The sequence below is a fragment of the Candidatus Methanosphaera massiliense genome (genome assembly GCF_028890305.1).
GTDB classification, from domain to species: Archaea; Methanobacteriota; Methanobacteria; order Methanobacteriales; family Methanobacteriaceae; genus Methanosphaera; species Methanosphaera massiliense.
The window spans coordinates 2,501-15,559 of sequence record NZ_JARBXM010000001.1; the positions used below are offsets into that span (position 1 = coordinate 2,501).

Consider the following 13,059-nt stretch of genomic DNA (forward strand, 5'->3'; position numbering starts at 1 on the left):
GTACCAGTTCATGTGTTTCGCTTTTTGTAGCACATACTATACTCACCACAAGAACCATCACAAGAAAAATAGAAAATACTGCACAAAAATATTTTGTAGAATATAATTATCTAACAAAAAAGATAGATAAAAAAAAGTACAGAGAACATAATATAATAAAAAAAATTCAATATTATCTTATAACAGGAAATATATGATAAAATAGAATAATCCCTTTTTTTCATCAATTAAATGAGTGTTTCTATGAATGGTATAAAAATTAGTAAAAAAAATGCAAATGAATTACGAAAAAAATTAATCAAAGAAAATCAAGTGAACATGGAGTATAAGATACGAAATGATAAGACAAATGTATATATTCCACTTAGTGATAACTATGACAAAACACTGATTAAGAAACTATCAGAAGAATATCCCTTTAAACTGGATAACTATGATTTTTCTATGTCAAGACACAGAGCAAAAAATTTCATGGAATATTTAAATGATAAAATACCTGAAAAAGAATTAAAAGATATAAGAAAATCATTTGATATAATTGGGGATATTGTTATACTAGAAATTCCACCAGAACTAGAAAATGAGAAAAAAATTATTGGTGAAGCAGTTCTTAAATTCACAAAAAGAAGAAGTGTATACTACAAGAAAAGTAAAATTCATGGAGTTAGAAGAACACGTGACTTAGAATTTCTTGCAGGAGTTGATGATTTAGAAACTATTCATAAAGAATATGGTATCCGATTTAAACTAAATCCTTCAACAGTATACTTTAGTCCAAGACTTGCTACTGAAAGATCCAGAGTAGTAAATGAAGTGAAAGAAGATGAGATAATTATAGATTTCTTTGCTGGTATTGGTTCTTTTCCTATAAGTATTGCTCATGTGAAAAAATGTAAAATATATAGTGTGGATATTAATCCTGAAGCATACAAGTATGTTAACGAAAATATAAAACTTAATAAACTTGTTGGAGAAGTAATTCCTATTGAAGGTGATATAAGAAATGTTATAGTTGACCTTCCATTAGCTGACAGAATAATTATGAATCTGCCTGGAATGGCTAAGGACTTCCTGGATATAGCAGTTAATCATCTGAAAAAGGGAGGTATTCTAAATTATTATGAATTTGCATCAGATTATGAAACCGTTATTAACCGTGTGAAAAATGTTGCATATCCACGAAAAGCTGAAATACTTAACATTAGAAAAGTAAAATCCCAAAGCCCGGGAGTATGGCATATCGGTGTGGATGCAAAAATTATCTAAAAAAAAGAGGAAATTTAGGTTAAGGTGTTAATTTTATAATGGTTTTTTAATACCTTCCTCTGTTATGATTCCTGTTATTAAATTTGATTCAACAATGTCAAATGCAGGATTTTCTACTCTTGTTTCTTCTCTTGCAATATATTTTCCATTAACTACCAGTACCTCTTCAGGATTTCTTTCTTCTATTTTTGTATCGAAAATATTATTTTCAAAGTCAAATGTACTTATTGGTGCTGCTACATAAAATGGTATATTATATCTTTTTGCTGCTAGTGCAACCATTAAGGAACCTATTTTATTTGCTACTCCGCCCTTGGCTACTCTGTCAGCTCCTATAACCACTTTATCAACTTCACCTTTCTGCATCATATGTCCTGCTGCTCCGTCTACTATGAGTCTTACAGGTATATTTTCCTCCTGCATTTCAAATACACTTAATCTTGCACCCTGAAGTACTGGTCTTGTCTCATCACAAATTACATTAATATTCTTATCATGTTCATTTGCTGCTCTTATTACACCTAATGCTGTTCCATATCCTGCACATGCCAGTGCTCCTGCATTACAGTGTGTTAGTATAGTATCACCATCATCTATAACAGTATTTCCATATTCACCTATTTTTTTGTTGATTGATATGTCCTCTTTTTCCATTTGTATTGCTGTATCCACTGCTGTGTTTCCTTGTTCTACTGATTTTAGTACTTTATCTACTGCCCAGAACAGATTAATTGCTGTTGGTCTTGCCTGTTTTATTTCCTGTCCTGCTTGTTCTAAGTTTTCACCCTGTACTTCTGCTAGTGCCATTGCATATGCTGCTGATACACCAATTGCTGGTGCTCCTCGTACTTTCATTGTTTTTATTGCTGTGATTACTTCCTGATAAGTTTTACATTCACAGTATTCTATTTCATGTGGCAATATTGTTTGATCTAACAGGTATAATTTATTGTCTTTCCAGTATAATGTTTCTATCATAACACTCATTTACTCCATAATATTTTCTTTTTAGATTATTTACAATTCTCTTTACTTATTACATTATATTTATTTTATAGAATTAGAATCTAACTACTTTTAATTTTATAGAAAAAAAAAGATTTAAAAAAAGGGGATTGGTGGTTATTATAGGGTACTAATAATGACTATTAGGCACCATTTCTAGTGAGAAATCCTGATTCTTCTTGCCAGGTATTCCAAATGCATCTGCCCTGCACTGAGTACAAGCCCGGAATACTGGAAGATATTCCTCAACTTCCTCTCTTACGGTGCTTAACATTCCACATCCTGGTCTTTCAACATCCTTAAATTTATTGAGTGGAATTAGTGGCAGTACATTCATAATTGATGCACCCTTACTTTTCACAACTCTTGCAATCTCAACTATATGCTTATCATTAACACCTGGTATAAGTACACTGTTAACCTTTACTATTACTCCGAGATTTGATAACATCTCTATACCCTTCAACTGATTTTCCAGCAGTATGTTGAATCCATCTATTCCATGATAGACTTCACCATCATATTCTATGTCATCATATATCTGAGCACCAATCTCCGGGTCTACAGCATTTACTGTGACAGTCACTGTCTTTACTCCTACCTCTGCTATTTCCTCAGCATATCTTGGTAGTAGCAATCCATTAGTACTCATACATAGAATTAAATCCGGAAATTCCTCCCGTACTCTTCTGAATAACTCCAGTGTACCTGAGTTACATAAGGAGTCACCTGGACCTGCTACGCCAACTACACTAATAGGCATTTTACTAGTTGTTTCGCGTATATGTTCTAAAGCCTGATCTACTGTCATGACACATGAAGCTACTCCAGGCCTATTTTCCTTGCCATCTAGTTTTCTTGTGCAGAATCCACATTGTATGTTACAGCTTGGTGCTATAGGTATATGGATTCTTCCTACTTTATCATGTATCTTCTCATTAAAGCAGGGGTGTGCCTGTGTTACATGGGCAAAGTGTTTCATCCTCTTTTCATCATCCATAATAAAAACACTCCTTATTATGTTACTGGTTTTACATGCCAGCCATGATATTCACTAATCTTTATTGATTTTTTACTTCTTCAATTACTTCATTAAATTTCTTGTTCCATTTTTCATCAATAATTTCATCACTACTCATGAGACAGACAAGATTTCCTTCACTTGCATTACGTGTCATACGGAATCCTTCAGGCATTACCCTGAATAATGCATCATATACTCTGCGTTTTAGTTCTTTTGATGGGTCAACAACCATTAGATTCTCAGGGTCTATTGTCGGATTAGATATTTCAATCTTATACCTGTCTGGCTGTGCAACATTAACACGGCCTTCCTCTCTCCATAATACTCTTAACAAGTCAGGAGTATAATTCTCATTATCTATAAGTATCTTTAGTAAATCACCCTCATACTTATATGATGCCATGTCTTTCAGGTATATTGGCTGAGAAGCTTTCTCTAATTTTACAACAGCTATGAATATTGCATCTCTTGGGTCTATAAATACTTTCACTGCATTAATTGCACGTGCTAGTTTTAGTTCCTGAAGTGCATGTCTTAGTAGTGTATCATATACTTCTGCTCCTACCTCATCATAACATTCTACATACATCTTAAGTTAACCTCCACAAATAAAATGATATAAAATTCTTAGTATTTTTTACTATCATCAATATCTGTATCTTTAAGTCCTGATACTAGCATTGCTGCTCCTATAGAACCAATGTACTGTGAATATTCTGGTACAATTATCTCTATTCCACCAAGAATGTCCTGTACAGCATCTACTAATCCGCCAATTAGTGATGTTCCACCTACCTGTATTAATGGTTCACGAATATCAATTTCCTGTAATTGCTGTTCATATACCTGTTCTGCTACAGAGTGACATGCAGCACTAGCAGCATCTTCCTTCTTTGCTCCTCCTGCAAGAGATGTTACAAGGTCCTGTATACCGAATACAATACAGTAACTGTTTAGTAATGCGTTTTTATAGTTACCTTTCTGTGCCAGTGGTCCTAGTTCTGTAATATCCACCTCTAGTCTTCTACTGGTCATATCTAGGAAACGTCCTGATGCACCAGCACATATACCACCCATGGTAAAGTTATCAGGTATACCATTATTTACAGTGATTACCTTGTTATCCATACCACCAATATCCAGTACTGTTGCTTCTCCTTTCTGAGCATCAGCCAGATATACGGCACCCTTACTGTTAACAGATATTTCTTCCTGTATAAGTTTTGCTCCAAGAGCTTTTCCTATGGTCATACGTCCATAACCAGTTGTTCCTATTGCTTCCACATCGCCTAAGTTATAGTCTGTTTCTGCAAATGCTTGTTTCATTGCATCATCAGTACATCCCAGTATATCTCCTGTCGGAACCCATCCTGTACCTATTACTTCATCATTTTCCATGAGTGCTACTTTTGTTGTGGTGGATCCGCTGTCTATTCCAAGAGTAAGTCCTTCCTGTTTTTCACGTGCAAGTATACTTTTTCGTGATACAACTGTTGTTAATGCTTCCATACGTATAAATAACTCTGATGCTTTTGTTTTCTCTGTGAAGGAGTATGTTACTACTGGCAGGTCTGTATTATTTTGGATTAATCTACGTACTTCATTTCTTGTAATAGCTGCTTCTGCACATCTGAAACAGGTACATATGAATACTGCATCTGCCTCGTTTTTACCTTCTACTAATGACATTGCTCTTGCTATCATCAGTTTTAAACTAGAACTTGCACAGTTTAAACCAAATTTTTCAAATGCTTCGTCAATATCATCAAGGTTTACATCAGGTAATACCATCTGTGCTCCGAACATTTCAGCTGCTTTTTCTATTTCCTTTTGTATACCACTGTATTCAGTACCACATGATAATTGTGCTATCTTTATCATATTATTCCTCCTCCTCTTTTAGATTGTCAAGAAATGTATTTATTTTATACACCATTTCTACTGTAGCATCTCTAGATGTTGGGTACTCTAATTCAAGAATTGGAATGTTTCGTCTTCTTAGTGAAAATACTGTTAATTCTGCAGAACGTGCGCATCCCACACATCCAAATCCATATGGTGCTTCACTCATTATTATTGCTGCTTCTGCTTGTTCTATTATTGGTCCAAATAGAGACATACGACCTCTTACACCGGAAGGCACTTCAATTGCAGCATATTTAAGTCCATTTATTGGGTCTTCTTCTGTCATGTTAAATGGTGGCGCATCTATATCCGGACTTGTTACTTTCTGCTTCATTTCTTTTTGAACTACTAGCGGTTCATGTCCACTTCTAACTATCATGTCTGCTAGAATCATAGAGTTAGGTGGAAATATTGCAACTTTCATAATTATTTATTCTCCTTATTAAATCTTTCTTCTTGTTCTACTTCATTTACTATATTTCTAAATTCATAGGGTGTTATTTTTTTATTAGATGGTCTTAACTCTACAGTTAAGTTATCATCATTTATTATTCCCGGCTTTATCTCATCAGTTCCCAGTTTCTGAAGAAAATCATTTACTCTATTAATTAGACTTATTATTTCATCTCTATTAGTAGGGTATGCTAATTCTAGTATAGGAATATTCTTCTGTTTTAGTAATTTCACTACTAATTTATATTGATTTGCACAGCCAATACAGCTGAATAATATTAACTCATTTAGATTGTCATACATGTGCTTATACTTACGTGGAGGCGGTCCTAATATTATTGCCGCTTCTGAATTCTGAATTATATTATCAAATAATGATAAACGTCCTCTTAATCCTGATGGTGTTTCACAGGAGGCATATTTATTACCAGCCATTACTTCATGTCCTTTCATATTAAATGGTGGCTCATCACGGTCAAAAGCTTCATCTGCATATGGGTCTCTGTCACGTAATTTATCTTCACTCATATTTGTTGCTGATAATACTTCATGACCATTCTTTGTTACTAGATGTGTGATTATCATTGCAAGGTCAGGTAGTACTGCAACCTCCATATTATCATCCCATGAGTCTTTTTTCTATTTACTTGTTTTTCTCTGTTTCTTCAACTATTTTCTTAAATTCTTCTACAGGAATCTTTTTTGGAGGATTTAAGTCAACATGTTTCGGATGTTCTAATGCATAACTTACATCAGGTAATAATTTATATTCTGCTTCTAGTTGATGGAATCCTTCACGGGCTCCTCCTCTTTTTGCCCTACATCTTCTAGGGTCACCTGGTGGAAATCCTCTGAATTTTATGAAAATATGTGTTGGATCTAATGCTCTTGCCTTAGTAACAGCTTCCATAACATACTCCGGAACACCATTAATATTTGCTCCATAGCATGTTAGACGAATATTTATTGGTAGTTCTAGTAAATGTAAGAAGTTCATTAATTCCTTTGAACTTACAGCACATCCAGGTCCTAAAACTATCATCCTGGTTATTTTATCTTTTTGATCAGAATCCCTGTATGTTCCATCCCCCATAGGGATATGACAGAATTCTGTGTCAATATCTTTATCGTTCTTTGACATAAACAGTATCTCCTTCCTTGAATGCTTTGAAGTTTTCAAATCCTGCAGTTACTTTTCCTATTATATTTGTTCCACTGAATGATTCACCAGTAGGACCAAATTCATCATTATCTATAAATCTGATTCCTATGTTACCAACGTGTTTTGTTGCAGTGTTACTTACACAGATTTCCCATGCTTTTACTTCTCCGTCTGGTAATTTTTCAGGTATTAGACCTTTTGCTTCTTTATTCACTGCTTTAAACATTATCAGATTCATTTCAGGTATGGCCATGTTTGTTCTTAAGTGTCCTACATCACCACTTAATAGTCCTGATATCTTTCTGAAATACCATACTGAGCTTGGACTTTCATCTTCATATAATTCTATTTCTACAAAGTCCTCTGGTGGTACTCCTAGTGTTTTTATTTTCTTGGATTTATCTATATCTACTGTGTATAATGGGTCTTGTGCTACTACCACTGCATCATCATCTGTTAGACCATCACGTGTATGTTCTATTCCTCTAGATTCTAGGTATTCATCTGCTTCTTTTTGTGTTAATGCTACTGTTGATATTCTCTCAGGATTTGTTATTATTGTTATTTTATCGTTTTCTTTAATTGTGTCTAGTAATTGCATTCCTTTTGTAACATGACCTACAATATTATGTGTTGGTACGGATACTCTGTCTTCTCTGTAGATGTATATTTTACCTACACCTGCACCTTGATTTCTTAGAGTAACTGCACCTCTTTTTCTTTTCTCGATTACCTCAGAATCTCTTTCTAAACCTTTTAATGTATCGTTTTCGACGAATGTTTCTGATTCATAGTCTACTTTTAGTGTTCCTTTTTCTATGATTTTTAGAAAGTGTTCGAATGATACTGGTGCATCAGGGTTTGCTGTGACTTCTAAATATGTGAAGATTTCATTTCCTTCTTGTAGTTCTGTTGAGAAATCTGTTACAGCTGCACTTTTTATAACGCTTTTTCTTTCAATTACAGGTTCTATATCTATGATTTCATCAGTATTATCTAGTTTTAGTAAGTTTCTTTTTCCACCTACTACTGTTGCGAATATTCCTTTATTTTGGTCAGGAACACCATATACTGATTGATGTTTAGATTTAGAGAAGATTATATGAGTAGCCTCATTTGAAAATCCGGATAAGCTTATTATCACATCCCACCTATTATATAAAAATTCATCATTAGTAGGTTCTAAATCAGATACTATTGAACCCATTGCTACTTCATGAGTAGTGGTCCACCGTATGACTTTACTAATAAATTCTTTATAATTATTCTTCCAGAAATCAGTTAAAATATCAGCATTTTTAACTAATTCAATAATTATACTGCCCTTTGTAGTTTTTATTTTATACTTATTAACATGGCCTTCTAGTACCTCTCTTCCTTCTATTAAGGCAATAGCTGAGCCATCTATATAAGGAGCATTTGATTTTTTTATAGCATCTTCAACGGTTGAACCAGCATTCATATCCATTTCAACATCATTGATTTTTATTTGCATTTTTTCGCCTCAATAAGAACTAAAATTTTTTTTGATTGAAAAAAATTATCAATTCTTAAATATATATTAGAAATTATTTTTGAAGTATTTCTATATTTTTAATTTATAAGTTTTATAGTATTAATAACTTCTAATTAATTAGATATTATCTTAAATAAGAAGTAGTAAAAAAGGCTGATAATAATAAATTATCATAAAAAGAGAATAAAAGGAGATTATAGTGGATTTATTTGTCCTCTGAGAATCCCATGATAATTTCTGAGCTAAAATCAAAGACTGTTTTTTTATCATTTTTGTATGACATAGATAGTTTATGATTATCTGTTACTTTACCTATACATTCTGCATTGATGTGTGAATTGTTAAGTAATCTGATTGCTTCGTCGGTTGTTTCTTCTGGTGCTGTTAGTACAAATGCACTTCCAGGATACATTTTAAACCATTGTATCCAGTCAATGTTATCTGCTCGTGGTATTTTTTCCATGTCTATGTCTGCACCCATATTAGATGCTTCTAATAGCATTCCTAAAGTTCCTACTATTCCAGGGTTACTTATATCTTTTCCTGCATGTACTAATTGTTTTTTACCTATTGTGTTCATTATTTTTATTTGGTCTTGAACGTATTGTGGTGTTTTATCGCTTGTTGTATCCCAGTTGATATCTGTTCCTGGGTATACTTGACCATCTAGATCTATTGCTACTATTACATTGTCATCTTTTTTTGCACCACAGCTTGGTATTATTGCATCTTTATCTACAATACCACTAATAGCAACATCTAATGCATTGTATGGTGTGTCTGGATGAGTATGACCACCAACCATTGGAACACCAAATTTCTTAACACCCTCTTTTATTCCATCCATAATTTGTGATGTGATATCAGAATCAGATGATGATAATACATTAGTCATTCCCATTGGAAGTCCGCCCATAGCAGCTATGTCATTTACATTTACTAGTACTGAACAATAACCTGACCACCATGGGTCCACACTCATTAATGAACCCCATATACCATCAGTTGCTAGTAACATTAACTGATTATTACCTATATCTACAGCTGCTGCATCATCGCCAAAAGCTAGGTAAACATTACCTGATATATTATAAATATCTTTAAGTTTTTCACGTACATCTGCTATGGAGTGTTTTCTTGTTACTCCCTTAAATGTTCTTATTGATTCAATTATTTCATTAAAATCCACTGTTCATTCCTCGTTTATTCTATAAATAATGTTATGCTATGAAAAAATAAAATTATTTTATATATTCAATCTAATTAGTAGTTATGTTTTTCTAGTATAAAATAATATTATTCATTATCAATGAATAACCTTTATTGTAATTATATTCTATTACTATTCTAATTGTTTATCAACAAATTTATAATCCAGTCCTGATTTATCAATAACATCCAATAAACTATTAGTGAATGTAGATATATCATCTATGTTTATCTTTTCTTTACCATCAAATAAACAATCATGTATTTTATGACCAATTATATCATCATTTCCCTGTTCAACCTGTATAATAATTGAGTCTTTATGTTTAAATCCTTCAAGTACAACTTTATCTAAATCTCCATCAGTAATACCAATTATAGGAATATTAAACCTATAAAGAATATCAGAAGATAACAATGTAGTATCATCACCTACACTAACAAGTAAATCAACATCCCTATACTTATAAATATCCTCAGCTGCATGATCAAGAAATGCCACAACGAGATTATCGTTAGACTCATGTTCAATAATTCTAGGCTTTATATTATCTGCCTTTCTTAATAATCCCGTTTTAACTATAGCGGTAGATAAATCAACCTCACCTAACTTCTCCAGGCCATGTTGCTTTATAATACCACCAATCATCTCAACAATATGATTATCTTCACCAATAATTACCAGCTCATCTGAAGTAGCTTTTCCAACAATTGTACCATTAACCATTATATTCTCTCCAGGTGACACCCCTGCTATCTTACGTTCAATACGAGAATTATTCTTATCATACCCTGTTAAATCTTTTACTAATGATTTCACTTCATCTGCCTTTATAACTGGAAGATTTAAATCAGTAGCTACACTATTTATTAAGGTCACATCTGATTTTTCATTCCATTGTATAATAGTTCCATCATCTTCACCCGGTCTTTCTATTTGCACAAGATTAATATCATTACCTGCATTACCTAACACCTTATATCCGAAAGTATGGCCAGTAACAGTTGATTTACCATAATTTAAAAGAAACAGTACGTCATTATTATTAGATAATAATTTTATTGACTGACTAGGTAATAATTTCTCACTAATATCAATAATATCCTCTAAATTACCATCAATAACGGCAGTTCTTCCCATTGTTCCACCAAGCTTACATGAAACAACACCATACTTTGATAATACTTCAATAATTTTCTTTGCATAACCTGAATCTATAATTCCTGGACCATGCACTATTACACCAATTCTTAGAGTCATGTTTCAATCCCTTTTTTTAATTATATTTAATGATTACTATGTGCATTCACTCTTTTTCTTATAATTGGAGAACCACATATTTCACATACTTCCTCAGTACTATCACTAGGATATTCCTTTCTGCATCCCTTACAAATTCTCTTCCACTGGACCGTACTATTAATACCCTTTGTTCTAACCGACTTAAATTCAATGTTTAACAGTTTTAATGAATTTTGCATGGAATAATCATCAGTAACTGTAACTACATCATCACCATCTTGCTTATGTTTTAATGCAAGTGCAATAATATCCTTATCAGTACTAGAAAGTCTCATAAGATCACCACTAGATAATAATACCTCCCTAATTTCAGGATTATCATCATAATTAACATCTTCTATATGAATAAGACCCTCATTTATACAATTCTCCAGTAATATTTGAGTATTAATATCTTTAATTTCAGATACTGTTGAAGAGGTCATAAAGTTAGGTGATTTTTTTGAATAAAAACCATTAATTAAACCAGATGCATCTAAGATATAAACTTTCATAATAATCTTCTTTCCTTCCCAATTAAAGTTGTTATCTAATATATTATATTAAACTTAATTTATTAATTATTTAATAATAAAAAAAACTTATTACATGAATTATAAATAAGTATGTATAATCAAAAATTCTAAGAAAATTAATAAAAAGATAACTATCAAAGTGATAAAAATGCGTTTATTAGATGACATAATTGGTAAAGAAGTATTAGATAATACTGCTTCTGTGATGGGAAAAGTTAAAGATATTGAATTAGATACATCTTCAAACAAACTAGAGTCCATTATAGTTACTAAAGGTGGAATTTCTGAAAGTATTGGTATATCCAAGAATGAAATTATTGTTCCTTTTGAAATGATTAAACGTGTTGGTGACAAAATACTTCTTAAAAAAACTATTGATGATGCGGAAATCATGGTAGAAGAACTAGAAAACGATTTATAAAATAATTAATGTGAAAATAAAAAAACAAAGGGTTATAATATGACAGATTATAAAACTAAACTAATTGAATTACTAAAGGCTAACGATGTAATTAAATTCGGTAAATTCACTTTATCATCAGGTAAGGAAAGTGACTACTACGTGGATATGAAAAAAGCTATTACAATGCCTGAAATACTTGAATGTGTTGCCCACTTAATCACCGAACAAATCAAGGATGATGAAGTAGATAAAATCGCAGGTCCAGCACTAGGAGCTGTTCCAATAGCTACAGCAACATCACTCATATCAAAAAAACCAATGCTAATGATAAGAAAACAAAAGAAATCATATGGTACTAGTAAACAAATTGAAGGTGAATTACTAGAGGGAGACAATGTAGTAATAGTAGAAGATGTTACTACAACAGGAGGATCATTACTAAAAGCAATAGATGTAATAGAAGATAATGGTGGACATATTACACAAGCATTTGTGATTGTTGATAGAGAAGAAGGAGCACAGTCAGCATTCGAAGAAAAAAATATTAAATTTAACCCTTTATTAACTATAAGTGAATTTAAAAGTTATCTAGATTAGAAAAATAATAAAAAAGATATATATGAAAATAGATATACTAAAAAATTAATGAAATAATTGATTAATGGTGAAAATATGAATACTAAAGATGTATTTGGAATGAAAATAATAGATAAAAATGCTAAAGAAGTAGCAAAAATTGCAGAATTTGAATTCAACGTGAAAACATACAAAGTAAACAAAATATACGGATCCTTCGGAAACCCTATAAATAAAAAATACTACGAAATAGATCCTAACACTATAATATCCATAGGAGATTACTTATTAATCGACACAACAGTTGAAAAACTATCCGAAAACACACTCGATAAAATACCAAAAGCAGAACAAAACGATTTAAAAGTAAATGAAGCAATGGGAAAAACAGTACTTGACGCAGAAGGAAATACCGCAGGAAAAGTAAGTAACATAGACATAGACTTTGATAATTTTGAAATAACAAATATAACAATAAGCAAACAAACATCCTCCTTCGGAAAAAAAGATGTGAATGTAATACATAAAGATGAGATAAAAGGTATGGGAGACTACGTAATAGTAGACAAAGTATTCAACGGAGAAACTAAAGACTCTGAAAAAGAAGATAAAAAAGAAGATGAAAGCAACGAAAAAGTCAAAGTCAACATTAACATTGACTAAATCTATTTATTCTGTGTAAAAATAAAATAAAGGGGAATACCAAATACAAGTATTCCATA

At 32.1% G+C, this 13,059-nt stretch carries 15 protein-coding genes; 4 read left to right on the plus strand and 11 right to left on the minus strand.

All coding sequences use genetic code 11. The features are described 5' to 3' along the window. Positions 1-243: 243 nt before the first annotated feature. Positions 244-1,266, plus strand: a complete 1,023-nt coding sequence (locus OTK55_RS00020; protein WP_274869813.1) for a class I SAM-dependent methyltransferase — start codon at positions 244-246, stop codon at positions 1,264-1,266. A gap of 33 nt (positions 1,267-1,299) precedes the next feature. Here the strand turns inward: OTK55_RS00020 and mtnA are convergent, their stop codons facing one another. From mtnA to OTK55_RS00075, 11 genes are all read right to left on the minus strand, one after another. After that, entirely contained in the window at positions 1,300-2,244 is a 945-nt protein-coding gene (mtnA, locus tag OTK55_RS00025; protein ID WP_274869814.1) for an S-methyl-5-thioribose-1-phosphate isomerase, read from the minus strand. A 157-nt stretch (positions 2,245-2,401) separates the two neighbouring features. Continuing rightward, complete coding sequence (locus OTK55_RS00030) at positions 2,402-3,271, minus strand: radical SAM protein (RefSeq protein WP_274869815.1); 870 nt, start codon at positions 3,269-3,271, stop codon at positions 2,402-2,404. A gap of 61 nt (positions 3,272-3,332) precedes the next feature. Then, positions 3,333-3,884 (minus strand): methanogenesis marker 17 protein, encoded by a 552-nt coding sequence (locus OTK55_RS00035; RefSeq protein ID WP_274869816.1) that lies wholly within the window; start codon positions 3,882-3,884, stop codon positions 3,333-3,335. Between the two features lie 38 nt (positions 3,885-3,922). Then, positions 3,923-5,176 carry a methanogenesis marker 15 protein gene (locus OTK55_RS00040; protein WP_274869817.1) on the minus strand — a complete coding sequence of 418 codons (1,254 nt, stop codon included), beginning with the start codon at positions 5,174-5,176 and terminating at the stop codon, positions 3,923-3,925. A 1-nt stretch (position 5,177) separates the two neighbouring features. After that, complete coding sequence (locus tag OTK55_RS00045; protein ID WP_274871716.1) at positions 5,178-5,627, minus strand: methanogenesis marker 5 protein; 450 nt, start codon at positions 5,625-5,627, stop codon at positions 5,178-5,180. Further along, positions 5,627-6,268, minus strand: a complete 642-nt coding sequence (locus OTK55_RS00050) for a DUF2112 family protein (protein WP_274869818.1) — start codon at positions 6,266-6,268, stop codon at positions 5,627-5,629. The genes OTK55_RS00045 and OTK55_RS00050 overlap by 1 nt, the downstream gene beginning before the upstream one ends. Before the next feature lie 28 nt (positions 6,269-6,296). Next, entirely contained in the window at positions 6,297-6,695 is a 399-nt protein-coding gene (locus tag OTK55_RS00055; RefSeq protein ID WP_274871719.1) for a methanogenesis marker 6 protein, read from the minus strand. 82 nt (positions 6,696-6,777) lie between these two features. Next, on the minus strand, positions 6,778-8,310 hold the full coding sequence (gene mmp3 / locus OTK55_RS00060) for a methyl-coenzyme M reductase-associated protein Mmp3 (RefSeq protein ID WP_274869819.1): 1,533 nt from the start codon (positions 8,308-8,310) through the stop codon (positions 6,778-6,780). 226 nt (positions 8,311-8,536) lie between these two features. Beyond that, positions 8,537-9,520 carry a methanogenesis marker 2 protein gene (locus tag OTK55_RS00065; protein WP_274869820.1) on the minus strand — a complete coding sequence of 328 codons (984 nt, stop codon included), beginning with the start codon at positions 9,518-9,520 and terminating at the stop codon, positions 8,537-8,539. A gap of 153 nt (positions 9,521-9,673) precedes the next feature. Then, positions 9,674-10,801, minus strand: a complete 1,128-nt coding sequence (locus tag OTK55_RS00070) for a DUF2117 domain-containing protein (RefSeq protein ID WP_274869821.1) — start codon at positions 10,799-10,801, stop codon at positions 9,674-9,676. Between the two features lie 26 nt (positions 10,802-10,827). Next, positions 10,828-11,337 carry a PIN domain-containing protein gene (locus OTK55_RS00075; RefSeq protein ID WP_274869823.1) on the minus strand — a complete coding sequence of 170 codons (510 nt, stop codon included), beginning with the start codon at positions 11,335-11,337 and terminating at the stop codon, positions 10,828-10,830. Positions 11,338-11,506: 169 nt separating this feature from the next. Between OTK55_RS00075 and OTK55_RS00080 the strand changes: the two genes are divergently transcribed. From OTK55_RS00080 to OTK55_RS00090, 3 genes are all read left to right on the plus strand, one after another. Further along, positions 11,507-11,779 (plus strand): PRC-barrel domain-containing protein, encoded by a 273-nt coding sequence (locus OTK55_RS00080; RefSeq protein ID WP_274869824.1) that lies wholly within the window; start codon positions 11,507-11,509, stop codon positions 11,777-11,779. 39 nt (positions 11,780-11,818) lie between these two features. Continuing rightward, entirely contained in the window at positions 11,819-12,358 is a 540-nt protein-coding gene (gene pyrE, locus OTK55_RS00085; RefSeq protein ID WP_274869826.1) for an orotate phosphoribosyltransferase, read from the plus strand. A 75-nt stretch (positions 12,359-12,433) separates the two neighbouring features. Further along, positions 12,434-13,000: a PRC-barrel domain-containing protein gene (locus OTK55_RS00090; protein WP_274869827.1), complete on the plus strand. Its 567-nt coding sequence runs from the start codon at positions 12,434-12,436 to the stop codon at positions 12,998-13,000. The last annotated feature ends 59 nt before the right edge of the window (positions 13,001-13,059 follow it).

Excerpts from the sequence above, each read along its gene's own strand:
- OTK55_RS00020 (WP_274869813.1), top strand. The coding sequence starts at position 244 with ATGAATGGTATAAAAATTAGTAAAAAAAATGCAAATGAATTACGAAAA.
- mtnA (WP_274869814.1), bottom strand. The coding sequence starts at position 2,244 with ATGATAGAAACATTATACTGGAAAGACAATAAATTATACCTGTTAGAT.
- OTK55_RS00030 (WP_274869815.1), bottom strand. The coding sequence starts at position 3,271 with ATGGATGATGAAAAGAGGATGAAACACTTTGCCCATGTAACACAGGCA.
- OTK55_RS00035 (WP_274869816.1), bottom strand. The coding sequence starts at position 3,884 with ATGTATGTAGAATGTTATGATGAGGTAGGAGCAGAAGTATATGATACA.
- OTK55_RS00040 (WP_274869817.1), bottom strand. The coding sequence starts at position 5,176 with ATGATAAAGATAGCACAATTATCATGTGGTACTGAATACAGTGGTATA.
- OTK55_RS00050 (WP_274869818.1), bottom strand. The coding sequence starts at position 6,268 with ATGGAGGTTGCAGTACTACCTGACCTTGCAATGATAATCACACATCTA.
- OTK55_RS00055 (WP_274871719.1), bottom strand. The coding sequence starts at position 6,695 with ATGATAGTTTTAGGACCTGGATGTGCTGTAAGTTCAAAGGAATTAATG.
- mmp3 (WP_274869819.1), bottom strand. The coding sequence starts at position 8,310 with ATGCAAATAAAAATCAATGATGTTGAAATGGATATGAATGCTGGTTCA.
- OTK55_RS00070 (WP_274869821.1), bottom strand. The coding sequence starts at position 10,801 with ATGACTCTAAGAATTGGTGTAATAGTGCATGGTCCAGGAATTATAGAT.
- OTK55_RS00075 (WP_274869823.1), bottom strand. The coding sequence starts at position 11,337 with ATGAAAGTTTATATCTTAGATGCATCTGGTTTAATTAATGGTTTTTAT.
- OTK55_RS00080 (WP_274869824.1), top strand. The coding sequence starts at position 11,507 with ATGCGTTTATTAGATGACATAATTGGTAAAGAAGTATTAGATAATACT.
- pyrE (WP_274869826.1), top strand. The coding sequence starts at position 11,819 with ATGACAGATTATAAAACTAAACTAATTGAATTACTAAAGGCTAACGAT.
- OTK55_RS00090 (WP_274869827.1), top strand. The coding sequence starts at position 12,434 with ATGAATACTAAAGATGTATTTGGAATGAAAATAATAGATAAAAATGCT.